22 protein-coding genes, 1 other RNA gene and 2 pseudogenes are annotated in these 24,255 nt (G+C 34.6%); 17 read left to right on the top strand and 8 right to left on the bottom strand.

Annotated features, from left to right (window positions below; all coding sequences use genetic code 11):
* Window positions 1-69 precede the first annotated feature (69 nt).
* The gene (locus N7U66_RS20390) at window positions 70-1,506 is read left to right on the top strand and encodes a TlpA family protein disulfide reductase (protein WP_267676703.1); all 1,437 of its coding nucleotides are present in this window, start codon (window positions 70-72) and stop codon (window positions 1,504-1,506) included.
* A gap of 97 nt (window positions 1,507-1,603) precedes the next feature.
* On the opposite strand, the gene fsa is transcribed toward N7U66_RS20390, so the two are convergent.
* The 3 genes from fsa to ffs form a co-directional block, all read right to left on the bottom strand.
* Window positions 1,604-2,257, bottom strand: a complete 654-nt coding sequence (fsa, locus tag N7U66_RS20385) for a fructose-6-phosphate aldolase (RefSeq protein WP_267676702.1) — start codon at window positions 2,255-2,257, stop codon at window positions 1,604-1,606.
* 290 nt (window positions 2,258-2,547) lie between these two features.
* Entirely contained in the window at window positions 2,548-3,348 is an 801-nt protein-coding gene (locus tag N7U66_RS20380; protein WP_267676701.1) for an SDR family oxidoreductase, read from the bottom strand.
* A 147-nt stretch (window positions 3,349-3,495) separates the two neighbouring features.
* Window positions 3,496-3,594, bottom strand: an RNA gene (gene ffs, locus N7U66_RS20375) — signal recognition particle sRNA small type.
* 88 nt (window positions 3,595-3,682) lie between these two features.
* Between ffs and N7U66_RS20370 the strand changes: the two genes are divergently transcribed.
* The 5 genes from N7U66_RS20370 to N7U66_RS22355 all read left to right on the top strand — a co-directional run bounded on the left by N7U66_RS20370 (window position 3,683) and on the right by N7U66_RS22355 (window position 7,423).
* A complete protein-coding gene (locus N7U66_RS20370; protein ID WP_267676700.1) occupies window positions 3,683-4,711 on the top strand; it encodes a glutaminyl-peptide cyclotransferase in 1,029 nt (342 codons plus the stop codon).
* Window positions 4,712-4,715: 4 nt separating this feature from the next.
* Window positions 4,716-5,102, top strand: coding sequence for an acyl-CoA thioesterase (locus N7U66_RS20365; protein ID WP_267676699.1), 387 nt, complete (start codon window positions 4,716-4,718; stop codon window positions 5,100-5,102).
* A gap of 78 nt (window positions 5,103-5,180) precedes the next feature.
* Entirely contained in the window at window positions 5,181-5,930 is a 750-nt protein-coding gene (locus N7U66_RS20360) for a peptidase associated/transthyretin-like domain-containing protein (RefSeq protein WP_267676698.1), read from the top strand.
* 73 nt (window positions 5,931-6,003) lie between these two features.
* Window positions 6,004-6,837: a hypothetical protein gene (locus N7U66_RS22360; protein WP_313791329.1), complete on the top strand. Its 834-nt coding sequence runs from the start codon at window positions 6,004-6,006 to the stop codon at window positions 6,835-6,837.
* Window positions 6,800-7,423 carry a hypothetical protein gene (locus N7U66_RS22355; RefSeq protein ID WP_313791328.1) on the top strand — a complete coding sequence of 208 codons (624 nt, stop codon included), beginning with the start codon at window positions 6,800-6,802 and terminating at the stop codon, window positions 7,421-7,423. The genes N7U66_RS22360 and N7U66_RS22355 overlap by 38 nt, the downstream gene beginning before the upstream one ends.
* 284 nt (window positions 7,424-7,707) lie before the next feature.
* Here N7U66_RS22355 and glyA read toward each other — a convergent pair.
* Window positions 7,708-8,981 (bottom strand): annotated as a pseudogene (glyA, locus tag N7U66_RS20350) (serine hydroxymethyltransferase).
* 212 nt (window positions 8,982-9,193) lie between these two features.
* Between glyA and fahA the strand changes: the two are divergent.
* Together fahA and N7U66_RS20340 are read left to right on the top strand one after the other, a co-directional pair.
* Window positions 9,194-10,486 (top strand): fumarylacetoacetase, encoded by a 1,293-nt coding sequence (gene fahA, locus N7U66_RS20345; RefSeq protein ID WP_267676697.1) that lies wholly within the window; start codon window positions 9,194-9,196, stop codon window positions 10,484-10,486.
* Between the two features lie 276 nt (window positions 10,487-10,762).
* Window positions 10,763-11,575, top strand: coding sequence for a hypothetical protein (locus N7U66_RS20340; protein WP_313791327.1), 813 nt, complete (start codon window positions 10,763-10,765; stop codon window positions 11,573-11,575).
* A 426-nt stretch (window positions 11,576-12,001) separates the two neighbouring features.
* Here N7U66_RS20340 and ytxJ read toward each other — a convergent pair whose 3' ends face one another.
* Complete coding sequence (gene ytxJ, locus N7U66_RS20335; RefSeq protein WP_267676696.1) at window positions 12,002-12,379, bottom strand: bacillithiol system redox-active protein YtxJ; 378 nt, start codon at window positions 12,377-12,379, stop codon at window positions 12,002-12,004.
* Window positions 12,380-12,711: 332 nt separating this feature from the next.
* Here ytxJ and N7U66_RS20330 point away from each other — a divergent pair, with 332 nt between their 5' ends.
* Genes N7U66_RS20330 through N7U66_RS20320 form a run of 3 tightly spaced genes read left to right on the top strand, consistent with a single transcriptional unit; the run spans window position 12,712 to window position 15,321 of the window.
* Window positions 12,712-14,769, top strand: coding sequence for an ATP-dependent Clp protease ATP-binding subunit (locus N7U66_RS20330; RefSeq protein WP_267676695.1), 2,058 nt, complete (start codon window positions 12,712-12,714; stop codon window positions 14,767-14,769).
* Entirely contained in the window at window positions 14,735-15,115 is a 381-nt protein-coding gene (locus N7U66_RS20325) for an AAA family ATPase (RefSeq protein WP_267676694.1), read from the top strand. Before N7U66_RS20330 ends, N7U66_RS20325 begins: the two co-directional genes overlap by 35 nt.
* 26 nt (window positions 15,116-15,141) lie before the next feature.
* Entirely contained in the window at window positions 15,142-15,321 is a 180-nt protein-coding gene (locus N7U66_RS20320; protein WP_267678565.1) for a hypothetical protein, read from the top strand.
* 113 nt (window positions 15,322-15,434) lie between these two features.
* On the opposite strand, the gene N7U66_RS20315 is transcribed toward N7U66_RS20320, so the two are convergent.
* Window positions 15,435-16,961 (bottom strand): T9SS type A sorting domain-containing protein, encoded by a 1,527-nt coding sequence (locus N7U66_RS20315; RefSeq protein WP_267676693.1) that lies wholly within the window; start codon window positions 16,959-16,961, stop codon window positions 15,435-15,437.
* Window positions 16,962-17,148: 187 nt separating this feature from the next.
* Between N7U66_RS20315 and N7U66_RS20310 the strand changes: the two genes are divergently transcribed.
* The 5 genes from N7U66_RS20310 (at window position 17,149) to N7U66_RS20290 (ending at window position 21,377) form a co-directional block, all read left to right on the top strand.
* On the top strand, window positions 17,149-19,560 hold the full coding sequence (locus N7U66_RS20310; RefSeq protein ID WP_267676692.1) for an FG-GAP repeat domain-containing protein: 2,412 nt from the start codon (window positions 17,149-17,151) through the stop codon (window positions 19,558-19,560).
* Between the two features lie 116 nt (window positions 19,561-19,676).
* Entirely contained in the window at window positions 19,677-20,021 is a 345-nt protein-coding gene (locus N7U66_RS20305) for a hypothetical protein (RefSeq protein ID WP_267676691.1), read from the top strand.
* Complete coding sequence (locus N7U66_RS20300; protein WP_267676690.1) at window positions 20,002-20,271, top strand: ASPIC/UnbV domain-containing protein; 270 nt, start codon at window positions 20,002-20,004, stop codon at window positions 20,269-20,271. Before N7U66_RS20305 ends, N7U66_RS20300 begins: the two co-directional genes overlap by 20 nt.
* 216 nt (window positions 20,272-20,487) lie before the next feature.
* A complete protein-coding gene (locus tag N7U66_RS20295; RefSeq protein WP_267676689.1) occupies window positions 20,488-20,886 on the top strand; it encodes a hypothetical protein in 399 nt (132 codons plus the stop codon).
* 86 nt (window positions 20,887-20,972) lie between these two features.
* Entirely contained in the window at window positions 20,973-21,377 is a 405-nt protein-coding gene (locus N7U66_RS20290; protein WP_267676688.1) for a hypothetical protein, read from the top strand.
* 117 nt (window positions 21,378-21,494) lie between these two features.
* On the opposite strand, the pseudogene N7U66_RS20285 reads toward N7U66_RS20290, so the two are convergent.
* Window positions 21,495-22,775: pseudogene (locus N7U66_RS20285) on the bottom strand (malate:quinone oxidoreductase).
* A 290-nt stretch (window positions 22,776-23,065) separates the two neighbouring features.
* Between N7U66_RS20285 and N7U66_RS20280 the strand changes: the two are divergent.
* Entirely contained in the window at window positions 23,066-23,473 is a 408-nt protein-coding gene (locus tag N7U66_RS20280; protein WP_267676687.1) for a SixA phosphatase family protein, read from the top strand.
* On the opposite strand, the gene N7U66_RS20275 is transcribed toward N7U66_RS20280, so the two are convergent.
* Entirely contained in the window at window positions 23,470-24,216 is a 747-nt protein-coding gene (locus N7U66_RS20275) for a DUF6503 family protein (RefSeq protein WP_267676686.1), read from the bottom strand. The genes N7U66_RS20280 and N7U66_RS20275 overlap by 4 nt on opposite strands.
* Between the last annotated feature and the right edge of the window lie 39 nt (window positions 24,217-24,255).

Genomic DNA, 24,255 nt, shown 5'->3' with positions numbered 1-24,255 from the left:
ACGCGTTAACAGGCATAGATGGTTTCAAAACATACATTTGTTAAGATTAATTATGTGCCGCTGTTCCTTATGAAATTAAAACCTATTTATCTCATTCTCTCTATACTCCTACTTATAGTATCCTGTATACCTGATAGTGAAACTAGTATTCAAGATCATCAGGCCTATTTTGGAGGAGAAGTGATAAACCCAAACTCGGATTATATTGTTCTAAGAAAATCCGGAAAGCTTATCGATTCCATTTTTTTAGATAAAAAAAACAAATTCTCTTATAAGTTAGAAGACTTTGAACCAGGACTTTACAATTTTTATGATGGAAAAGAAGCGCAGTCTATCCTAATTCATGATAATGATAGCTTGATGCTGCGTTTAAACACCCTTGAGTTTGACGAATCTCCGGTTTATACTGGTATTGGAGCTAAAGAGAATAATTACTTAATGGACTTATTTCTCGTGAATGAAATTGAAGAAAGCACGACTCTAGGCTCTTGTAAAAAGCTTGATCCAATCGCCTTTGATAAAAAATATAGAACCATTAGAGATTCCAAATTGAGAAAATTAAAAGCGTTTCAAACCAAAAATAAGACCTCTGATTTATTTCAAAAAATAGCAACCGCAAACATTAATTATTTGTACTATTCCCACAAAGAATTATATCCACTGGCTAATTACAGACAGTCTGATACAGACGTCTTTAACTTATTACCAGATAATTTTTATGATTATCGAAAAGATATTGATTACAACAGTGATATTCTAAAAGACTATGGCATCTATTATAACTTTTTAAGATTTCACTTTAATAACATTGCGCTACAAAAACATTTTGAGCATTCTAACGATAAAATTTACGATGAGTTATTAGTAGATTACAATTTAGACAAAATGGCCTTGATCGATGAAAAAATAGAGAATGAAAGCATCAAAAACATACTTTTAAATAATACCATGATGCATTTTATTAGTATTTCTAAAAAAACAGAAGATTACGACGAAATGCTACAATCTTTCAAAACAAAAAGCACTAACAATAACGATATTAATAAAGCCATACGCATTATTGACTCTTACAAGAGATTAAAACCAGGATTAGCAATACCTGAGATTAAGCTACTTGATAAAGATGACAACCACGTTTTTTTGAAAGCTCTTATAAAAAAGCCTACAGTACTCTATTTTTGGTCTAAGGATAATAAATACAGCATAATAAATTCTCATAAACGTGCTAAAGAGTTACATGCTAAATATCCAGAGGTTGATTTTATTTCCATTAACTTAGATAATATCTCTTTTGAAGAACAATTAGCAATCCTTAAACATTATAATGTAGTAAATAACGATGAGTACCGCTTTTTAACTCCTGAGCAATCTAAAGAAACCTTAGCCATAAAACCTATAAATAAAGTTTTTTTAATAGATGGTTCAGGAAAAATTATAAATGCAAAAGCCAACATGTTTACCATTCGTTTTGAACAGGAGTTACTAGGTACTATCAATAAAATTTAGAAAATCTTTTAATAATAATAATAATAATAGATACTACTAATAAAAGAGCCTCAATAATAGAATTACTGAGGCTCTTTTAGATATAAATTAATTCGTTTTAGTTCCCTTTCTTATAATCTTCTAAGAACTTAGCTAAACCACTATCGGTCAATGGGTGTTTTAACAGCCCTTCAATGGAACTTAAAGGCCCTGTCATAACATCTGCACCTAACTTAGCACAATCAATAATGTGCATGGTATGACGCACAGAAGCCGCCAAAATTTGAGTGTCAAAAGCATAATTATCATAGATGTGTCTTATTTCAGCAATAAGATTTAAACCATCGGTAGAAATATCGTCCAGGCGACCAATAAACGGAGAGACATAAGTTGCTCCCGCTTTTGCTGCTAATAAGGCCTGACCAGGAGAAAAAACTAATGTCACATTTGTTTTAATCCCTTTATCACTAAAGTATTTACAGGCTTTAATCCCATCTTTAATCATGGGTAATTTCACAACGATCTGTTCGTGTAAATCTGCTAAAGCTTCTCCTTCTCTTACCATACCATCATAATCAGTAGCAATAACTTCGGCACTCACATCGCCAGCCACCAGATTACAAATAGCGACATAATGTTTTAAAATATTATCTGTCCCTGTAATACCCTCTTTGGCCATTAGAGATGGATTTGTGGTTACCCCATCTAGGATACCCATATCTTCGGCTTCCTTAATTTGTGCAAGATTGGCTGTGTCAATAAAAAATTTCATAAAGAATCGTTTTTTTTTTAATTTCCACGTCTGTGAAAATCTTAATTATAATTAGTTGTGTTTTGTTTTATGCTAATAAAAATATTCTTGTATTTACCTCTGCCCTATTTGTAACTGTTATGAAAATAAACGCTTCACTACTTGTCCTAATTAAACCCAGTAAAAAAAGAATTCCATTTTTAACGTCGCACAAAGTTACGATTAAACTGCAGGCCTCTAAAAAATGATATCAAATAATATTAACATTTAGTACTTATATACGATGTTTTTAAACCTTACAATGACACCCCTTACAGTTTATAATGATTGATTAACATTTTTTCGTATATACGATCTGGTAATAAAAATTTTAATACTATTGAGAACTTTTGCATGAAAGCACCCACTATATAATGTGTTTGTGGCTTTTTAGTACGAATGACTTTGAGCACCATTTTAGAAACCTCTATAGGGTCGCTACTATTATTAACGTGATCATCTATATCATGCAACACACGTCCATATTTTTTATAAGGAGACTCCTCTTTTAACGGAGCATGAAAACGTCCAGCAGCAATATTAGTGGCAAAATCACCCGGCGCAATATTAGTCATGTTAATATTAAAATCTTTTATTTCAATCCTAAAAGCCTCAGTGAGCAATTCCGGAGCACCCTTACTTGCACTGTAAATGCCGCGATAGGGCAATCCCATATAACCGGCAATCGAAGTGATATTAATGATTAAACCTCCCTCTTGTTTTCTCATTTGGGGCAAAACCGCTTTTATCACGTTTATCGGTCCGAAAAAATTAGTATCAAAGTTATGTTGGATCTCTGCTTGAGGGATTTCTTCAATAGGTCCAGTAATACCCACGCCTGCATTATTAATAACAACATCAAGCTGGCCTTCATGCGCAACCACTTTTGCAACAGCGTCATATATAGAACTTACATCTTTTACATCTAAGCCAACCATTTTAAATGGATGATTGACGTACTTCTCCGGATTTCGGCTGGTTCCATAAACTGTGAAACCGTGTTTCGTTAAATATTCACCAATAGACTTCCCTATTCCCGAAGATCCTCCTGTAATTAAAACAACTTTAGACATAAATAGAAATAACTTATTAAAAACGTAAAATTAAAAATGAAATTGATTTAAAGGGTATAAAACAAAAAAGATTTGCCAGTTTTCACTAACAAATCTTGAATATATTATTATCGATTTTGAATTTAAAATCTAATTTTTAGGCATAAAAAAAGGCAAGCTACCTACATCACACCGCTACGACCATTTACCTTTGCTTCGTTCCCGACCTGGAGGATTCAACAGGAGCTGGTTGTGTAGGACTTGCCGATGCAAATATACAATGTTTTAAATTTATCACAATGATTTTTTAAACTGAATTTTAATAAATATCTTGCCTTAAATTATAGCAAAGACCATGAACATGTTTAAATACCTTACACTCATATTTTTAGCCACTTTATTATCGAACTGTGGAGAAGGAGCACTAAAAAAAAACTTCACTATAAAAACAAATACAACGAATAATACCATCGCTTTAAAAGAGCAGTTGGTACTTTCGATCTCTAATCCGAAGCGTTTGGAGATAGAATCTGTAATGTATACCTTAAATGGAGAACCCATTTCCGAAACAGCAACATTAGAACAGGTAAAATTAGGACAGCAGGAAATTAAAGCGCTTGTTAGTTTTGATGGTGAAATCGAAACGGTAACTCACACGATTTCAATTGTAAATAATGACGCCCCTAAAGTGTTCTCCTACGAGATTATAAACACCTACCCTCACGATATAACGTCTTATACACAAGGTTTAGAATTTTACAAGGGTAACTTGTATGAGAGTACTGGTCAAAAAGGAGAATCAAAACTTCGAAAAGTAAATTACAAAACCGGAGAAGTGTTGGAAAATGCGGATTTAGCTAATCCATATTTTGGTGAAGGCTTAACTGTTTTAGATAATAAAATATACCAATTAACCTGGCAAAGCGGCAAAGGTTTTGTTTATAATGCAGATACTTTTGAACGTATCAGTACTTTTAAATATGGTGAAAGCACAGAAGGATGGGGCATCTGTAATGATGGAAAACAACTATACAAAAGTGATGGCACAGAAAAAATCCGGACTTTAAACCCTGAAAATCTAGTAGAAACAGATCACATTCAAGTGTATACAAACAAAGGGAAAATAGGGCAGCTCAACGAATTGGAATGGATTAACGGAAAAATTTACGCCAATATCTACCAAAAAAACGGGGTGGTGATAATCAATCCTAAAAACGGTGCCACTGAGGCGGTCATTGACTTTTCTCCACTAAAAAAAGAAGTGACACAACATAAAGGGTTAGATGTTTTAAACGGTATTGCCTATAATCCACAAACACAAACCATTTTTGTTACTGGAAAACGATGGGATAAGCTCTTTGAGGTTAAAGTGATAGAAAAATAAAGTTTTGAAAACATATACCAAAACAATTATAGTAACAGAAGAAGACCTAGACGAACTCAATCACGTGAACAATGTGCGTTATGTGCAATGGGTGAATGACATCGCCAAAGCACATTGGTTAAAAAACACCTCGAAAGCCATATTTGAAGCCTATTTTTGGGTGCTTTTGTCGCACACGATTAACTACAAAAAGCCCGCACTTCTAGGTGATGAAATACTATTAAAAACATATGTTACAAAAGCCGATGGTGTGACCTCTACACGTAAAGTCGACATCTATAACAAAGCTTCAAACACACTTTTGGCATCTTCCGAAACTAAATGGTGTTTTCTTAGCCATAGCACTCTGAAGCCAACACGTATTACAGAAGATATAAAAGCACGCTTCTAATAACGTTAAAGTATTTCTAACGCCTATTTAAATTGCTTTTAAATCGGTTACTTTTGAATGCTATAAATAAACCAAGCATTGAAAAAAGTACTATACCTCTCTATTCTACTATTCCCGCTCTGCTCTTTTTCGCAAACCCTTAAAGGAATAATATACCACCAAGAAGCGACCGCTGATAATATAAAAATTGAAAATCTATCAAAAAATAGTACCGTTTTCTCTAATGAAAATGGTGAATTTGAAATCGAAGCTACCGTCAATGACTCCATTGTTTTTAGTGCTTTGTTTTATGAAACAAAAACCAAAGTTGTCACACAAAAACAACTTGAAGCACTTACTGTTTTCGAACTAAAACAAACAACAAACCGTTTAGAAGAAGTCATTTTAACAGATGTAGGTAAAGAAAAACCATTTAGTGAAACCCAATACAAAGGAAATCTAAATTTACAAATGCAAAATGACATTAAAAACAATCCGCACCTCTATGGAAAATCCGGCAATGGTAGTTTAGATTTTGTTGCTATTGCGAAACTTATTGGAAAGCTATTTAAACGAAAAAACACCCCTGAAACTAAAGCGTTTATTTCCTATTACGATATTAAAACGCTATTTCAAACCGATGCTTTTTTTAACCATACGTTGTTAACCAAGACTTTAAATATCGTCACAGCTGATTCCAATTTATTCTTTGAATATATAGAAGTGCAAAACATAAACAATAAACTATTGAGTAAAGACAATAAGTTGTTATTATTGGATGCTTTAATCACCTACAGTCATTCTTTTATAGCGATTGTTTCAGAATTTAAAGCGGCTAAAACTAATTAAATCAAATTCATACTAAGATAGTATTTCAAAAGTTATATTTTAGTGGTTTAAAGCGATTTTACTAATAACTTATATGAAACGTACGCTCTATTTTATCTCCTGTTTTGCCTTACTTTTATTGTGGAGTTCTTGCAGAAAAGATTTCGATTTCACCCCAAGTACAGGGAATCTTGAGTTTTCTAAAGACACTGTGTATTTAGATACGGTGTTCACCAATATTGGCTCAAGCACCTATAATTTAAAGGTATACAATCGCAGTAATAATGACATCTCTATTCCAAATATCAGTCTTAATCGTGGGGAAACCTCCGGGTACAGATTGAATGTAGATGGCAATGCTGGAAAGTCTTTTGCAAATGTAGAAATTCAAGCCAAAGACAGTTTGTACATTTTTATAGAAACCACTGTAGATATTGAAGATCAAGTAGCTATTAATAATGAATTTTTATACACAGATAAAATCAACTTTGATGGTGGCAATGCGCTTCAAACTATAGAACTCGTAACCCTTATTAAAGATGCGGTGTTTATTTATCCCGATCGCGACGATACCACCGGTATTATCGAAACACTAACTCTAAATATTAATGGTGAAATAGTAGAAACCGAAATTCAAGGGCGTGAATTACTATCTTCAGAATTAACGTTTACTAACGAAAAGCCGTATGTGATATATGGTTATGCTGCTGTTCCTAATGGAGAAACCTTAACGGTTGATGCCGGTGCTCGTATTCACTTTCATGCGAATTCGGGTTTACTAATCTCTGAAAACGCATCGCTACAAGTGAATGGGGCATTGAGTTCAGACCAAGAGCTGTTAGAAAATGAAGTCATATTTGAAGGAGACAGACTAGAACCCTCGTTTGCTAATGTACCGGGACAATGGGGAACCCTCTCGGTTTTTTGAAAATAGTCTAAATAATGCTATAAATTATGCGACCATTAAAAATGGGACTATCGGTATTTTAAGTGATGGAAATGCCGATGCGGCTATAGATAAGTTAACGATTAAAAATTCACAATTATACAATTTTTCAAATTATGGCGTATTGGGCAGAAACACGTCTATTCTTGCGGAGAACATAGTGATTAACACTGCAGGACAAGTCTCTTTTGCCGCCACTTTAGGTGGTAAGTACAATGTAACGCATTCTACCATTGCCAATTATTGGAACACGAGCTTTAGACAGTTTCCTGCCTTACTCATTAATAATTTTTTAGAAGGAGAAGACACTATTTTACTCGCCGATTTAACGGAAGCCAATTTTAATAATTGCATTGTTTACGGAAACGATAATCCTGAGTTTTTACTAGATGAAATTCAAGACAATGCGGTAGCGTTTAATTTCAAATTCACAAATTGTTTGTTGCGTTTTGAAGACCCATCGAATAACTTTAACGGTAGTAATTACAATTTTAATGAAGTCTCACATTATGAAAACAATGTATTTAATCAGGAGCCGATTTTAAATTCCCCTCTGAAAATGAGCTGATTATTGGAGCAGATTCTAATGCTAATGGAATAGGAAATCCAAGCTTTGCCACTCAAGTTCCACAAGACATATTAGGAGTTAATAGAACCACTTCTTCCGATGCTGGCGCTTATCAACATATTACTTTTGAATAAGTAGAACATCACTTATTTACAACAACAAAGCCCATACTTTCGAATGGGCTTTGTTGTTGTCATGTAATAAATGAGGTTTATATCAAATGATTAGTCATCCTGTCATTGTTTGTATCTTCCAAATTAAATAAACATACATTAAAATGTAAATTACGCTTTGAATAGTGGTAAATCGTGCATCATGGCATTCACTTTAATGGCTACGGATTCTAATATGTCACTATTTTCATAATTCAGTATCACGTCATCAATAAGATCCACAATCACTTGCATATCTTTTTCTTTTAATCCACGCGTTGTAATTGCGGCCGTTCCAATTCTTATTCCGAGACGTTACAAATGGAGATTTATCATCAAAAGGCACCATATTTTTATTCACCGTAATATCTGCCTTAACTAAAGCCTGTTCGGCATCTTTTCCAGTAATGTTTTTATTTCTTAAATCGATAAGCATCATATGATTATCTGTACCTCCTGAAATAATCTTATAGCCTTTTTCAACAAAAGCATAGGCCATGGCTTCAGCATTTTTCTTTACTTGCAGCATATAATGCATAAACTCATCGGAAAGTGCTTCACCAAAGGCAATCGCTTTTGCCGCTATAATATGCTCTAATGGCCCCCCTTGGTTTCCAGGAAAAACACCGAATCCAGTAAAGAAGACATCATTTTTAAGTTGCCATTTTTTAATTTTTGTCCGAAAGGATTTTCAAAATCTTTCCCCATTAAAATCATACCTCCCCTAGGCCCACGTAGGGTCTTGTGTGTTGTTGTTGTAACTATGTGACAATGCGGTATGGGGTCGTTTAAAATGCCCTTAGCAATCAAGCCAGCAGGATGCGAAACATCTGCCAATAAAAGAGCCCCAACGCTATCAGCAATTTTACGAAAACGCTGAAAATCCATATCTCGAGAATATGCAGAGGCTCCAGCAATAATGAGTTGTGGTTTTTCTCTAGTAGCGATCTCTTGAATTTTATCATAATTTAAGACCCCTGTTGCCTCATCCACCCCATAAAATACTGGATTGTACAATTTTCCTGAAAAATTAACTGGTGACCCATGCGTTAAATGGCCTCCGTGCGATAAGTCGAACCCTAAAATTTTATCTCCTGGATTTAAACAAGCATGATAGACTGCCGTATTTGCCTGGCTTCCGAATGGGGTTGAACATTTGCATATGCCGCTCCAAACAAGGTTTTTGCCCGATCTATTGCTATGAGCTCTACTTCATCAACAACTTCACAGCCCCCGTAATAACGCTTTCCAGGATATCCTTCAGCGTATTTATTGGTTAAAACCGACCCTGCAGCTTCCATAACCTGTTCACTTACAAAGTTTTCTGATGCTATGAGTTCTAAACCATTGAGTTGTCGTTCTTTTTCTGCTTGAATAAGTTCAAATATTTGTTCGTCGCGTTGCATAAATTAAAGATTGAAATAATTAGCTTCAAAAATAATAAATGCAGGACTGAAACCATTGGAAAAAAATCAAAATTAAACCAAATGTTATTAACTATTAACGGATAGGTTTTAAACAAAAAAATTTCTATATAATTTAATTTCAAAATCAATTCATTTAAAAAAAAATTATGTAGGTTTGATAAGTCTTTAAACCATAAATCAAAATCATAGTTATGCCGATAATAGCAAATAATCCGGATAGAAAATCGTGGTTACACGTTGATAAATATTCAGATTTCCCAATTCAAAACATTCCTTTTGGTGTTTTTTTAACACGAGATGATATAATCACTATTGGAACAAGAATTGGAGATACAGCTATAGACTTAGGGGCTTTGCATCAATTAGGTTATTTTGAGGGTATTCCTTTAACGGATGATATTTTTCTTCAAGACACGCTTAACGATTTCATAGCAGACGGTCGTAAAACTTGGCGTTTAGTACGAAATCGTATCGCTCAAATTTTTGATGAAGACAATAAAACATTACAAAGTAACAAAAAGCATAAGGAAATTGTTTTATTTCGTTTAGATGAAATTGAAATGCAATTACCTGTTCAAATTGGAGATTATACAGATTTTTATTCAAGCATAGAGCACGCAACTAATGTTGGTACTATGTTTAGAGACCCGGATAATGCATTGCTTCCTAACTGGTTGCATATTCCCGTAGGATATCATGGCAGAAGCTCTTCTATTATCCCTTCAGGCATTCCCGTTCATAGACCACAAGGACAAACCTTACCTGCTGGCGCAACAGAACCTGTATTTGGACCAAGTAAATTGGTGGATTTTGAATTAGAAATGGCTTTTATTACTACCGATGCCAATGATTTAGGTGAGCCAATACCTATTGAAGAAGCTGAAGAATATATCTTTGGATTGGTGTTATTTAACGACTGGAGTGCGAGAGACATTCAAAAATGGGAATACGTCCCATTAGGACCTTTTTTAGCCAAAAATTTCGCCTCATGTATTTCGCCTTGGATCGTCACATTAGATGCTTTAGAGCCGTATCGTGTTGCTGGACCTAAACCCTTAAAAAAACAGCTAGACTACTTACAACAAAAAGGAAAGAAAAGTTTCGATATAAATTTAGAAGTAGCGATTCAGCCAAAAAAAGCCAAAGAAACCATTGTTAGCCGTTCTAATTTTAAATACATGTATTGGTCAATGGCACAGCAGCTCACACATCATACAGTAAATGGATGCCCTGTAAATTCTGGTGACATGATGGGAAGCGGCACGATATCCGGCACAACTCCGCATTCTTATGGTTCCATGCTCGAATTGACCTGGAGAGGAGAAAAGCCTCTTAAAATGGCCGATGGTACAGAGCGCAAATTTATTAATGACAATGACACGGTTATTATGAGAGGATATTGCGAAAAAGAGGGTACCCGAATAGGGTTTGGTGAAGTATCAACAAAATTGCTCCCTGTTTTTAATTCCAAAAAAAATAACTAACGTGACCATTTAACTTCATGATGTGTTGATTTTTTATTCTAGTGTACAACCGTTTTTTTGCCTCTCCTACATGTAGCTTAAAAACAATCTATTGGCTTGTTAAGACCGTAAAACATTCCTTTTTTTGAGGGTCGTTGATCTAGGCTTTTCAGGAAATTAGCACTTTTAACTTACTGAAAATCAATAATTTTTAACATAATTTTAGCTTTTTTGCAGTATTATGTTACTTTTGGCATCGAAATTGGATTGTATTCCCAAATCTAAAGACCTAAATTTATGAAAAACTTTACTCTATTATTTGTTGCTGTTTTATTTTTAAATGCATGCAGCAGCACAAAACGCATTGAAAAAAATCTAAGTTCAGGCCAATATGACTTAGCCATTACAACTGCCTTAAAAAAATTAGATGTTAATCGAGGCGCCAAACGTAAAACAGACTATATCCTTCTGCTGCAAGAAGCTTACAAAAAAGTAGTAGCAAGAGATACAGAGCGGGTAAATTTCTTAAAGAAAGACAATAATCCAGCAAATTTTGAGCAGATTTATACATTGTACAGCAGGCTAAATGCCCGACAAGAGTCTATTAAGCCCATAATGCCCTTATATATTGGTAATAAAGAAGTTAAATTAAGCTTTAAGGATTATTCGTCACAAATAATAAATGCGAAAAATAAAGCATCAGAATATCTTTATGACAACGCGATGCAGCTACTCAGTTCTAATAATAAATTAGATTGCAGAAAAGCATTCAATGATTTTGAATACATAGAACGTATTAATGCAGATTATAAAGATGTACGCGACCGAATAAAAGAAGCGCATAATAAAGGAACTGATTTTGTATTGGTCACCATGAAGAATCAAACGCAACAAGTGATTCCTCAACGACTAGAAGATGACTTATTAAATTTTGGGACTTATGGTTTAAACGATCTATGGACCGTCTACCATAACAATCCGGACAGTAATACAACTTACGATTTTACTATGGCCTTTAATTTACGTGATATTGCTATTTCACGGAACAAATTAAAGAACGAGAGGTTTTTAAAGAAACACAGGTTAAAGACGGTTGGAAATATGCCTTAGACACGGAGGGAAATGTTATAAAAGACAGCCTAGGTAATAGTATAAAAGTTGATAAATTTAAAACAGTAACCTGTGAATACTTTGAAACGAGACAATTTAAAGTCTCTAATATCTTAGGCAATGTTGAATATAAGAACAATAGTACAAAACAACTTATTGAGGCCTTTCCTATTGAAAGCGAATATGTGTTTGAACATTTCTACGCGACATCAAGAGGAGATCGACGAGCTTTAGATTCAAATTTACTTGGTTATTTAAATAACCGCCGCGTTCCATTTCCTAGTAATGAACAGATGATTTATGATACCGGTGAAGATCTCAAATTACAACTCAAACAGATCATTACAGGTAATAATTTTAGAAGATAATAAAAAACCTCCCAAAGTAATTTGGGAGGTTTTTTTCAAAAAAAGGCCGTCAGGGGTTTTATAAAAACCTTCGTAAATCTATCTCATTTATAGCATCATGACTGGCATGAGATACTACTACTCCATTTTTGATAATAATAAGCTGAGGCGATTGATGCATCACTTGAAATTTATATCCCACTTCGTTTGAAACGGTTCTGTAATTTAGCAAATCCAAATAATACAGATCTATATCAAGAGCTGTATCATAACTTGTAACAAATTGATTCATAACCATCCGACTAATACCACAACGTGTCGAATGCTTAAAAATGACTTGCGTTTTCGTTTTAGATTTTTCTTCTATGTCATTTAATTGAATCTCCTGATTTAAAGCTATCCAAGGCAATATTTTTTCTTCTTTTGGCTCATTGGAACCGAATAATTTTTTAAACATCACTTAAATTATTAATTAGATTTCTAAGAGTAGAAAACTATTTTTTTTCTCATCTCTTATTTTTATTTCTTCTACAATAGAAATCCATTTCGTATCTTATAGTCAAAAACTGAATTCACACAAGGCAAAGTGACAAAAAGTCAGCTACATGAAATTAAATTCAGACATTTTGTCTCCCTTTGTGTATTGGTAAGATAATTGAAATACAGCAATCAAACAAGAGAAAAAAAGTCTCTTATTCTTCTTAACAAATTAAAATCTTAAGATGATAAAAAAGACAAGAATAAATATAACAACATTTTCGCCCTTACGAAAACAAATAACATAATTATATGAATTTTAATAATTATACCATTAAATCACAGGAAGCCATACAGCAAGCACAACAACTTGCTCAGAGCTTTGGACATCAACAAATAGAAAATGAGCATATTTTTAAGGCCATTTTTGAGATTGATGAAAACGTGTTACCATTCCTTCTAAAGAAGATGAATGTTAATATCCCTATGCTACAACAAATTTTAGAGAAGCAATTACAAAGTTTCCCCAAGGTTTCTGGTGGAGATATTATGATTTCTCGCGAAACCGGATCAACTTTAAATGAGGCCGCTACGATTGCTAAAAAGATGGATGATGAATATGTTTCTATAGAACATTTAATTGTCGCCATTTTTAAATCTAAAAGTAAAATTGCTCAGGTTTTAAAAGACCAAGGGGTCACTGAAAAAGGCCTAAAAGCATCTATAGATGAACTAAGACAAGGCGATCGCGTAACCTCACAAAGTCAAGAAGAAACCTATAACTCCCTAAATAAATATGCTAAAAATTTAAACAAATTAGCTAAAGACGGTAAGTTAGACCCCGTAATAGGTCGAGATGAAGAAATTAGACGTATTCTTCAAATTTTATCTCGTCGTACTAAAAACAACCCCATTTTAGTTGGGGAACCGGGCACAGGAAAAACGGCAATTGCAGAAGGTTTAGCGCATAGAATAGTTGATGGAGACATCCCGGAAAACTTAATAGACAAGCAAATATTCGCTTTAGATATGGGTGCCTTAATTGCAGGCGCTAAGTTTAAGGGTGAGTTTGAAGAGCGTTTAAAAGCAGTGATTAAGGAAGTGACCAATAGTGATGGAGATATTGTGCTGTTTATAGATGAAATTCACACCTTAGTGGGCGCTGGTGGTGGTCAAGGCGCCATGGATGCGGCAAACATTTTAAAACCAGCACTAGCCGGAGGTGAATTACGAGCTATTGGCGCCACCACATTAGATGAATATCAAAAGTACTTTGAAAAAGACAAAGCTTTAGAGCGTCGTTTTCAAAAAGTCATGGTGAACGAGCCGGACACAGAAAGTGCTATTTCAATTCTTCGTGGTATTAAAGAAAAATATGAAACCCACCATAAAGTACGCATCAAAGACGAAGCGATCATTGGTGCCGTAGAATTATCTCAACGGTACATTACCAATCGGTTTTTACCAGATAAAGCGATTGATTTAATGGATGAAGCAGCTTCAAAACTGAGAATGGAAATCAATAGTAAGCCTGAAGAACTGGATGTCTTAGATCGAAAAATCATGCAGCTTGAAATTGAAATAGAAGCCATAAAGCGTGAAAAAGATGAAGCAAAATTAAAAAGCCTTCGCAATGATTTAGCTAATTTAAAAGAAGAGCGAAACGAATTAAATGCGAAATGGAAAAGTGAGAAAGAAGTGGTCGATAATATCCAGAATAAAAAATCTGAGATTGAAGATTTCAAGCTAGAAGCCGAAAAAGCCGAGCGTGATGGGGACTATGGTAAAGTCGCAGAATTGCGTTACGGAAAAATTAAAGAAGCACAGGAAACACTTGAAGCCCTTCAGAAAAACCTTCAGGAAAATCAATCTGAAAGCTCTTTGATTAAAGAAGAAGTCACCTATGAAGACATTGCAGAAGTCGTGGCAAAATGGACCGGCATCCCCGTGACCAAAATGCTACAAAGTGACCGTGAAAAACTTTTAAAATTAGAAGAGCAGTTGCATAAAAGAGTGGTTGGACAAGAAGAAGCCATTGTTGCTGTAAGTGATGCCGTACGCCGATCTAGAGCAGGCTTACAAAATCCTAAAAAGCCCATCGGTACTTTTCTTTTTTTAGGAACGACTGGTGTGGGTAAAACAGAATTAGCTAAGGCGTTGGCTGAATATTTATTTGATGATGAAAGCGCTCTAACAAGAATCGATATGAGTGAATATCAAGAACGCCATGCAGTAAGTCGTTTGGTTGGTGCACCTCCAGGATATGTTGGATACGAAGAAGGCGGACAATTAACTGAAGCAGTTAGAAGAAAACCCTATTCAGTAGTCTTATTAGATGAAATTGAAAAAGCACATCCGAGACACCTTTAATATTTTATTACAAGTCCTAGATGAAGGGCATTTAACCGACAACAAAGGACGTGTTGCCGATTTTAAAAACACCATCATCATCATGACCTCGAACATGGGAAGCCGGATTATTCAAGAACGTTTTGATGCCATAAAAGATGTTGAAACCGCAATGGAATCAGCGAAAGTAGATGTCTTAGGTTTGTTAAAACAAACGGTGAGACCGGAGTTTTTAAATAGAATAGATGATACTATTTTGTTCACCCCTTTAACAAAAGAAAACATAAAAGAAATTGTTGGATTACAACTCAAAGGCATCACTAAAATGATAGAACAACAAGGCATTACATTTGATGCCACCCCGTAAGCCCTAAATTATTTGGCAGAAAAAGGATATCATCCGAGTATGGTGCTAGACCGGTAAAAAGAGTCATTCAAAAAGAAGTATTAAACCAGTTGAGTAAAGCCATTTTATCCGGTAAAGTAACAACAGATTCCATCATTTTATTAGATGCCTTTGACAACGAGTTGGTCTTTAGAAATCAAGACGACTTAGTTACAAAAGCACTCTAATACAAGTACCATTGTACTTACCAATAACTATTAACATGTTTTCATAATAGTGTGTATTAAAAAAAAGCGCTCGCAATTATTTGCGAGCGCTTTTCATTATCATTAACCAGTTTTTAATTAACAACTAATCTTTTAGTAGCTATTTTTTTACCGTCCACATAAAGTGAATAAAAGTAAACTGCCGATTGTAAATTACTTTTATTTAAAGTAAGTGATCCTTTACCAAACTTAGTGATAGGCATATCGTAAATAACCTCACCCAAAGCGGAAATAACCTTAATGTATGCTTTACTATAGTTCGTTGGTATGTTGTAATTTATAATGGTAGATGAGTTGAATGGATTTGGAATGTTTTGTTCTAATATAATCCCATTGCCATCAGGCTCTTGCTCAAAATCAGTTAGGCCCAAAGTACCATCACAAGCACAAGCATTAATCGCATCAATTTCTGCTTGCTGTGCAGCATTCTCATTCTGTAAATCAGTAATAGCTGTTTGGTGTGCAGTATTTTCATTTTGCAGAGTAGTAATATCCGTTTGTTGTGCAATATTCTCATTCTGTAAATCAGTAATAGAAGTCTGCTGTACTGCATTCTCATTCTGCAAGTCAGTAATAGCCGTTTGTTGTGCAGCATTCTCATTCTGCAAGCCAGTAACAGCCGTTTGTAAAGACACCACCGTTGTTTGCAATGCAGATATTGAAGTCATCACATCGGTCAAGTCTGTTATTTGATTTGCCCATTCTGTTCCGTTATAGAAATAGATTTGACTATCTTCAGTATCATACACTAGCATTCCCGCAACCGCTGTGCTCGCTAAAGTTGTTCTTTCTGCCGTCGTCAGACGGTTTAATAATAGTCCTTTATCTGCCGCTGTAAGATCTAAAGAAGCACTTGCATTTGGAGTCGTTGTACCCACTCCAATTTGAGCGCCAACATATAAATTATCAAGAACATCTGCACTTCCTTCTACATCTAATTTTTGAGAGGGCGCTGCCGTACCTAAACCAATATTACCATTTGCAGCTACGTATAAAGCACTTGTTGGTGCCCCCGGTTGAATTCTAAAAGGTAGCGTACTACCATTAGTCACGTCGCGAACAAAGAAATTCGTTTCATTACCTGCAATATCCCATGTTTGAGGCGTAAAACCGCTAGCGCCATTTTGCTCCAAACGAAAGGCTGGTGAATCGCCATCTGCGACATGCAATTCAACAACTGGAGCATCTGTACCTAAACCAACATTACCCCCAGTTCCACTAACAAATAAGGCATTTGCTCCCGCTCCTGCTCTAAGAGTAAAAGGAATCGTTCCTGCGGTAGCATCTTCTACTGCAAAGTAATTAGCACCACCATTAGCAGCGTCATTAATAGCTATTCTCCAATCATTACTTGGAAAAGTTCCACTTGTAGAGGTGTCATCAAAATGAATTCTTAGATTATTTTCTTTTAACCTGAAGGTATCAAACCCAAAAGACTCACCGCTGATAGCATCTGTACCAACCGCAATACTGCCTTGCACAATTAAATCTTCGGCAATCGTTTGCACTCTAGAATCCGGTACGTCTTGATCTATTTGCGCAAATAAAGAAGAGCTAAATAGAATAAATAATAGTAATAAATAAGGTAGTTGTTTTTTCATATTAAGAATAGTTTGATTAATAGTCCGAAAGTAGTCTATTTATTTAGTTGCAAAATTTATTTTATGTTTTATTCGTCTAAAACATTAAATATAAGGGCACTTGTGCTTGATAACAACTTCTTTTATAATTACAAAATGACTTTATATTTCTTTACATACATTTACACTCCTTAAATAAAACAGGTTAATGAAAAAGCATATCCGTTATACAGTAGTTTTCTTGTCTCTCTTCTTTTTTCGAACAGACGTCTTTTCTCAAGAACATTCTCCCATCTCAGAAATTATCAATAAGATCTATGAATTAGAAAAAGAAAAAGATCCTAAATGCTATGCGACAGCCAATAGGCTTGAAGATTTCATGTATGGCACACCTCTAAATGAAGCCGCTAGAAATTTAAAAATTGAAATTCAGAAAGAAATCATTTATTACCTTAGAAAAAAGGGCTCACAAGAAGCAGAAAAAGATGGTGATAATAGTATTAAAATTAAACATTTAAAAACTATAATTAGTACGCTATCAAACTACAATACAAATGACCTAGGTGATTACGAGTACGAACTAAAAACAGGAACAATTACCATTTCAAAACTTGATTATAACCAATATGCTTCGGTTTCTTATAGCTACCGTTCGTTACTTTCTGTAGAACAAGATGTGCTCTTATTTGTTTCAGATCCCTTATTACCATTTGATTCTGAAGCTATGGTATTAGTGAATGAATATGTTAATATTTTAACGTTGGTTACTTTAAAGAGTGCTGACTCGAAATCAAGAGAAAATAATTTACAGTTTATTACCAAAGCGTTATTATCAAAAAGTTGGGTAGACGTTATAAAGTATTCAGAGCATTTAAAAAGTATAGCTTCGGTAGACTATCCTAACACAACAGAAATTTCTAAATCGCATAAAACCGGCAGCAACTCGGTGGTTAAAGCCATTATAACGCAGAAATTAAAATCATACGAAACCTACAATGACCTGAATGCAAGTGTTTTTCTTAGAAACATACAAGTCTATTTTGCCAAACAAAAATGGCCTACAGACCAAAAACTATCAAACGAACTAAGACACTATTATATGGAGTCCTTAATTCAGTTTACAACAGCGCTTATTAAGGTCTCAAATGACAATGCTACCAATATTATTAGAGTAGAACAGGTGCAAAAAGCATTGTTCAGTTTTCAACCATTAGACATTAATAATTTTGAAGACGTGACTTTTTTTCCTAACAGTAAAAATAATAAGGTCACCATTGAATCGTATGACCTTGACGCGTTCAGGGATAGTGGTTTTCATTGGAATATATTAGACTACACCTTAAACGATTTAACAACGGCTGAAATTAAAAGCATCGATCCAAATGCTGCAGAACTAATAGCCGAAGGCATTGCTCAAATGGGGGTTCTTGTTTTAAGATTAGCGGGAGAATATTCTCATACGGAACAAAAACAGCATTTAGACGTTCAAGATATTTTTCAAGGATTTTCTAGAGTTCAAAACGCTATCGACACTTATAATTTTAATAAAACAGAACAACAGACCACTAAAATACAGTCTTCAAAATCAGTGAGTAACAGCACATCTATTTTTAAGATTGCTAATAAAAAAACCAATATTAATTTCACCCATAAATCGTCAGACTGGTTAAGCAGACACATAAGAAGCTACACGGTTTCAGATTCAGAAAACACAATAAAATTGGCCATCCCTCCTGCTTTTGGAGGCTCCGGTGTAGCTTGTGAAGATATTAACAACGACGGTTTAATAGACATACTTCTCTTGGGTGGTTATGGGAACAAGCTCTTTTTAAATTCAGAATCTGGACTATTTAGAGATATCACAAAAAGGAGTCACATAAATACATGGAATGACGCTCTAAGCTCCTTTGGAGAACCTAGACAGCCTATTATTGCCGATTTTAATAATGATGGTTTTCAAGATATTTTTATAACCTATGTTAATAGGCCTCACAGCATGCTCAAAAACAAAGATGGCCTAAATTTCATAGAGGTCACAGACACAGCAAATCTTGGTGGAGCACATGCCGTTGCTGGACCAGCCACTACTTTCGACTACGATAATGATGGGCTTCTAGATATTTTTATTGGTTATTTTGGTAATTATGTCGACGGACAGTTGCCCACTTTAAGTCGGAACAATCAAAATGGGATGCCAAATAAACTCTTTAAAAATTTAGGTGATTTTAAATTTATTGAAGTCGAATTCACTAAAAATCAAGAATCCAATAAGGGATGGACCCAAGCACTAGGGCATGCAGACATCAATCAAGATGGGTTACAAGACCTCATTGTAGGCAATGATTTTGGAGTTAATCAATACTATTACAACACGCCTTCAGGAGTGTTTAACGAAGTTAGCAAACAACTAAAAACCGACAAACCTTCGTATACCATGAATGTTGGTATAACCGATTTGAATGGTGATCTATTTCCCGATTTTTACATTTCAAACATCGTAGTCATGCAAAAGGATGAAAAGTATGTAAGTCCAAACTCAAACACAACGATGAAATTCGACAGAGATAAAATGACCGAATTAGAACAATTGAGGCTAATGATCTTTTTATTTCCGACGTAGAAAATAACACTTTAAAATCCTTTCGCTTATCTTCAAATATAGGTAGAGGGTATTCCTCAACAGGTTGGTCATGGGATGCTGATTTTTTTGACTTTGATAATGACGGGGATGAAGATTTGTATTGCTTGAATGGTATGAATGATTTTAGTGTTTATTCCATCGAAAACCCTTTTTATTATAATGACAAAGAGCAGTCAAACAGCATCACCTATGCTAAAAGTAACAGAGAAAAAAATGTGTTTTTTGTTAATAATAATGGCCTCTTAACCAATGAAGCCCAAGCTCTAGGAGCCGATTTAGACAGTAATGCTAGGAGCGCCAGCTACTTAGATTATGATAATGATGGCGATTTAGATATCATTATTAACAACTATCATGACCAGGCTACTCTATTAGAAAATGAAACCTCTAAATCCAATCGTTGGATAAAAATAAAACTCGTTGGCAACCCGAGACGTTAAAATAAATAGAGATGCTATTGGCTCTTCATTGGTTTTAAATAGTGACAACCACAAAAACATTTGGCGCGAAATTCATAGCACAACTGGCTATCTCTCTGTACATCCTAAAATTCAGCATTTTGGGCTTGGTAAAGATCTCTCTGTAAATATCACCATAAAATGGAGCAATGGCGAAATCTTTACACTTAATAATGTGAAGACAAATCATGCGTTTCAAATCACTTATCCAAATACCCTATTACAGATTTAATTAGGGCCTAGTAAAACCGTTTCAAAACTCATACAGCATAAAACACATCCCAAAATCATAAAATATTGTTAATTCAAAATAAACTAAGAATTACTGCGTTTTTAAGTTATGGTTAGTTAGTTAGTTTGAAAAAGCGACAGTGTAATTTAATTGCAGTCTGTCGCTTTTTTTATTTCTTATATTTTCATTATCTTACTATAAATAAAACTATTGACCATGGGAATGTTTCATTATTATAATCTAAAAGTCTCTGAAGTCTTTATTTTTGATGATTTTTTAATCAATCAAATAAAAGAAGGTGTGACCATTAAGTCGCATCACAATACCGAACTCAAAACCTTAATTGACACCCATTTTCAGGATAAAAACATCGCTTATATTTCAAATCGAGTGATGTCTTACTCTGTTGATCCTATGACTTATAAAGAAACGGCTCAAATACCTAATTTAGTAGCCATGGCCGTTATTCCTAAAACAGAATCTATGCGTAAAAGCGCCAATTACGAAAAACAGTTTTATAAAAAACCTTATGAAATTTTCGATAATTTATCTGCAGCTATTATTTGGGTACATAGCATCATCGCCTTTGAAAATAGTGTTGTTAAAAACATGTAATTAAAGTTTGTGTAATTTTAAACGTTACCCCATTTACTTTCCATTTTATTTTAAACAGTCTAATATTAACCACAAAAACACTAAACATGGGAATGTTTCATTATTATAACAGTAATTATGCCGAAATTTTTATTTTCGATGACTTCTTAATCAAGCAGATCAAAGAAGGGGTTGTCATTACTCCAGAGCATAATAAAGCATTAAAAAAACTCATATTAAAACATTTTAAAAATAAGAATATCGCTTACATCTCTAACAGAGTCGAGTCCTACACTGTAGACCCTATGGTATATAAAGAAGTTGTGAAAATTCCAAATTTAGTCGCGATGGCTATTATTCCCGCAACTGAAAACATGAGAGCCAATGCTGAGTTTGAAAAAAAATTTTACAACAAGCCCTATGGTATTTTTGATAATTTAACCGATGCCATCAAATGGGTACACAGCATTATTGATATAGAAAACCAAAAAGATAAAATTTCTATGAATTAGTTTTAAAGCTGAAGCGTTTTAGCGGAACGTTCAATCGTTTTTTTAAATAAGGCTTCATTCATTTCGGCCTTCCAAATCGGGACTATCTCTTTCAATTTACGTCTCCCTACTTCAGAATTAGTCACCTCTCGGAAAAGCAATCTCAAAAACATCTAACATCACTTTGGTTGCCGTAGACGCACCTGGCGAGGCCCCCAATAAACAAGTAATACTTCCATCTTTACTTTTTACTACTTCAGTACCAAATTGTAATTCACCATGCTCAAAGTGATTTTTCTTAATTATCTGAACGCGTTGTCCTGCTACTAGAATGTCCCAATCTTCACTTTTGGCATCTTTAACAAAAGTTCTTAAATCATTCATTCGGTCGTCGTGAGTTGCTGTTACCTGCTCTATTAAATATTTTGTTAAGGGTAAATTATCCCAAAAGGCATTAAGCATGGGTTTTATATTATCTAGGGTCACCGATTTAAACAAATCTAAAGGGGAGCCTTCTTTTAAAAACTTCGGACTAAAACCAGCAAAAGGCCCAAACATTAATTGCCGCTTTCCATTAATAAAACGCGTATCTAAATGTGGGGTTGACATAGGCGGATCTTTTGGTCCTGCTTTACTGTATACCTTTCCAAAATGCTGCTTAATAATGGTTTCGTTTTTACAAACCAACCATTCACCACTTACTGGAAACCCACCATAGCCCTCTTTTTCTTCAATCTCTACTTTTTGTAATAAGAGTAAACTTCCTCCCCCTGCACCAATAAATACATGCTTTGCATCTAAAAATTGCCGTTGTCCCGTTTTTAAATTTTGCACCTCTACCGCCCATTCCACATCTTCGTCGGGATCAATATCCACAACCTCCTCATGACAATGTACAGGCGTATTAAATTCCGTTTCAAGAACGGAAAACAGTTTTTTTGTAAGTGCTCCAAAATTCATCTCGGTTCCTCGCTCCATACGCGTGGCCGCCATGAGTTCATCTGACCCCCTATTATTAGCAATTAGAGGAAACCATGCTTTCATCTTTTCAACAGCAGTGGTAAACGCCATCTCCTCAAACATATAATGCACTTTTAAAGCATCGAAACGCTTTTTAAGAAACGTGACATTAGCCTCTCCCGTAACCCAACTGTGGTGCGGTACTGGATTAATAAAATCCTTAGGGGTATCAATGCGTTTTTCTTCAATTAAATAGCTCCAAAACTGCTTTGACAACTCAAATTGCGTGCAAATCTCAAAGGCTTTAGAACACGCTACTGTATTCCCAATTTACGGAGTATAATTTAATTCACACAAAGCAGAATGCCCCGTCCCTGCATTATTCCAAGCGGCCGAACTTTCTAAACCTACGGCGTCTAAACGTTCTAAAATGAGAATACGAAGGTCCGGCTTAACCAATTTTACCGAAGCGCTAGTGTCGCGCTCATTATCCCGCCACCTACACAAATAAGATCATAATCTTTGTTTACAAGGGGTGCTTTTTTTCCCATTACTAAATATTTACGTAAAATTTACATTGAAGATAATAAAAGCCATAAGTATTTAATATCTTTATTGAAGAATTTCTTACAAAAAACTATGAAAAAGTTGTTGTTGTCCCTTGTCATTGTATTATCGGTTTCTTGCGGAAAAGCGCAGTCTGAGACTAACGAAAAAAAGAGAGTACAGCAAAAACAACCTATTATTTTGTGCGCCATGCTGAAAAAGACCTCAGTCGCGGTAACAACCCTAAATTAACCAAGCAAGGACATCAACGTGCAAAAAGACTGGCGAATTATTTTAAAAACAAACCGCTAAGTGCTGTTTATTCTACTAATTTTCATAGAACACTAAATACTGCAAAACCTGCGGCAAATGCTAAAGGATTAAAACCCATTATTTATTCTCCTACAAAGTTTGACTACGACGCTTTTTTAAAGGATACTAAAGGGACAGCGGTTTTAATTGTAGGCCACAGTAATACTATTCCAGATTTTGTAAATAAAATTATTGGAGAAAATAAATATAAAGAGATTGATGAACGTATATACAGCAACCTTTATATTGTTACTATAAAAAATAATGTCATAGAAGATGAATTAATAAGCCAAGATTAATGCGTAACCCTTATATTTTCTAATACGATTTTTGATAGTAATTCTAATTCTCCGGCTTCATAAACACGCTCCAAGCTTTCTAGCTTAACGTCTTTATTTAAAGGTTTATAATTGTTGTAGTCAACAAAGCGAATACCCTCGATAAAGCGTTCATTAAAAGCCGCTCTAAAACGTTGCCCTCCACCATTAACAGCATATGCATAAGCCAAATAGTCCATTTTAAAAGTGCGGGTATTTATCCAATAGACAAAAACATCATCAAAATCATCTCCTCCGTTTTCTTTATCAAAAGTGACTCTAATTTTATAATATTTTTTATTTAATACAGTAACAGTATCTAATAGTGTTTTATTTACTGCTTTTGCATTTAAACCATAAGGCAACAGAGAAAAATAATGTACAGAATTTACAGCATTGCTGTAAAGCTTGGTAGTAGAATCGGAAACCACCACCTTTTTAGAGTTGATATAACGTTTAAATGTAGTATTGTTTAATACGTCTCGTATCGTATCGGTGTCCTCTAAAAACACTCGTTCTAACTCAAAACGCCCCAAGTTTCTAAACGCCTTATACGTTTTATCTCTAAAGGTGAAGTCGATGGTCGCATTTTCTATTTTTTCTCCACCGGAAACGACTATGGCTTTATTAATTATTTCTTCAGCAGTGAGCTGTTTCTCTTCACTATTTCTGCAAGAGATCATCACTAGCGTAAGCAGAAGGATTAAAGCGTGATTGCGTTTCATTCTAATAGATTTTATATCATTTGTAAAAATAAGGGAATT

Origin of the sequence: Lacinutrix neustonica, assembly GCF_026625145.1 — a bacterium.
Lineage (GTDB): Bacteria > Bacteroidota > Bacteroidia > Flavobacteriales > Flavobacteriaceae > Lacinutrix > Lacinutrix neustonica.
The sequence above is the reverse complement of the archived record's forward strand: the minus strand, read 5'-3'. Positions and strand labels throughout refer to the sequence as shown.

Bases quoted from the DNA above. Each gene is read 5' to 3' on its own strand.
- N7U66_RS20390 (WP_267676703.1), top strand. From the start codon at position 70: ATGAAATTAAAACCTATTTATCTCATTCTCTCTATACTCCTACTTATA.
- fsa (WP_267676702.1), bottom strand. From the start codon at position 2,257: ATGAAATTTTTTATTGACACAGCCAATCTTGCACAAATTAAGGAAGCC.
- N7U66_RS20380 (WP_267676701.1), bottom strand. From the start codon at position 3,348: ATGTCTAAAGTTGTTTTAATTACAGGAGGATCTTCGGGAATAGGGAAG.
- N7U66_RS20370 (WP_267676700.1), top strand. From the start codon at position 3,683: ATGAACATGTTTAAATACCTTACACTCATATTTTTAGCCACTTTATTA.
- N7U66_RS22360 (WP_313791329.1), top strand. From the start codon at position 6,004: ATGAAACGTACGCTCTATTTTATCTCCTGTTTTGCCTTACTTTTATTG.
- N7U66_RS22355 (WP_313791328.1), top strand. From the start codon at position 6,800: ATGTACCGGGACAATGGGGAACCCTCTCGGTTTTTTGAAAATAGTCTA.
- fahA (WP_267676697.1), top strand. From the start codon at position 9,194: ATGCCGATAATAGCAAATAATCCGGATAGAAAATCGTGGTTACACGTT.
- N7U66_RS20340 (WP_313791327.1), top strand. From the start codon at position 10,763: ATGAAAAACTTTACTCTATTATTTGTTGCTGTTTTATTTTTAAATGCA.
- ytxJ (WP_267676696.1), bottom strand. From the start codon at position 12,379: ATGTTTAAAAAATTATTCGGTTCCAATGAGCCAAAAGAAGAAAAAATA.
- N7U66_RS20330 (WP_267676695.1), top strand. From the start codon at position 12,712: ATGAATTTTAATAATTATACCATTAAATCACAGGAAGCCATACAGCAA.
- N7U66_RS20325 (WP_267676694.1), top strand. From the start codon at position 14,735: ATGAAATTGAAAAAGCACATCCGAGACACCTTTAATATTTTATTACAA.
- N7U66_RS20315 (WP_267676693.1), bottom strand. From the start codon at position 16,961: ATGAAAAAACAACTACCTTATTTATTACTATTATTTATTCTATTTAGC.
- N7U66_RS20310 (WP_267676692.1), top strand. From the start codon at position 17,149: ATGAAAAAGCATATCCGTTATACAGTAGTTTTCTTGTCTCTCTTCTTT.
- N7U66_RS20295 (WP_267676689.1), top strand. From the start codon at position 20,488: ATGGGAATGTTTCATTATTATAATCTAAAAGTCTCTGAAGTCTTTATT.
- N7U66_RS20290 (WP_267676688.1), top strand. From the start codon at position 20,973: ATGGGAATGTTTCATTATTATAACAGTAATTATGCCGAAATTTTTATT.
- N7U66_RS20275 (WP_267676686.1), bottom strand. From the start codon at position 24,216: ATGAAACGCAATCACGCTTTAATCCTTCTGCTTACGCTAGTGATGATC.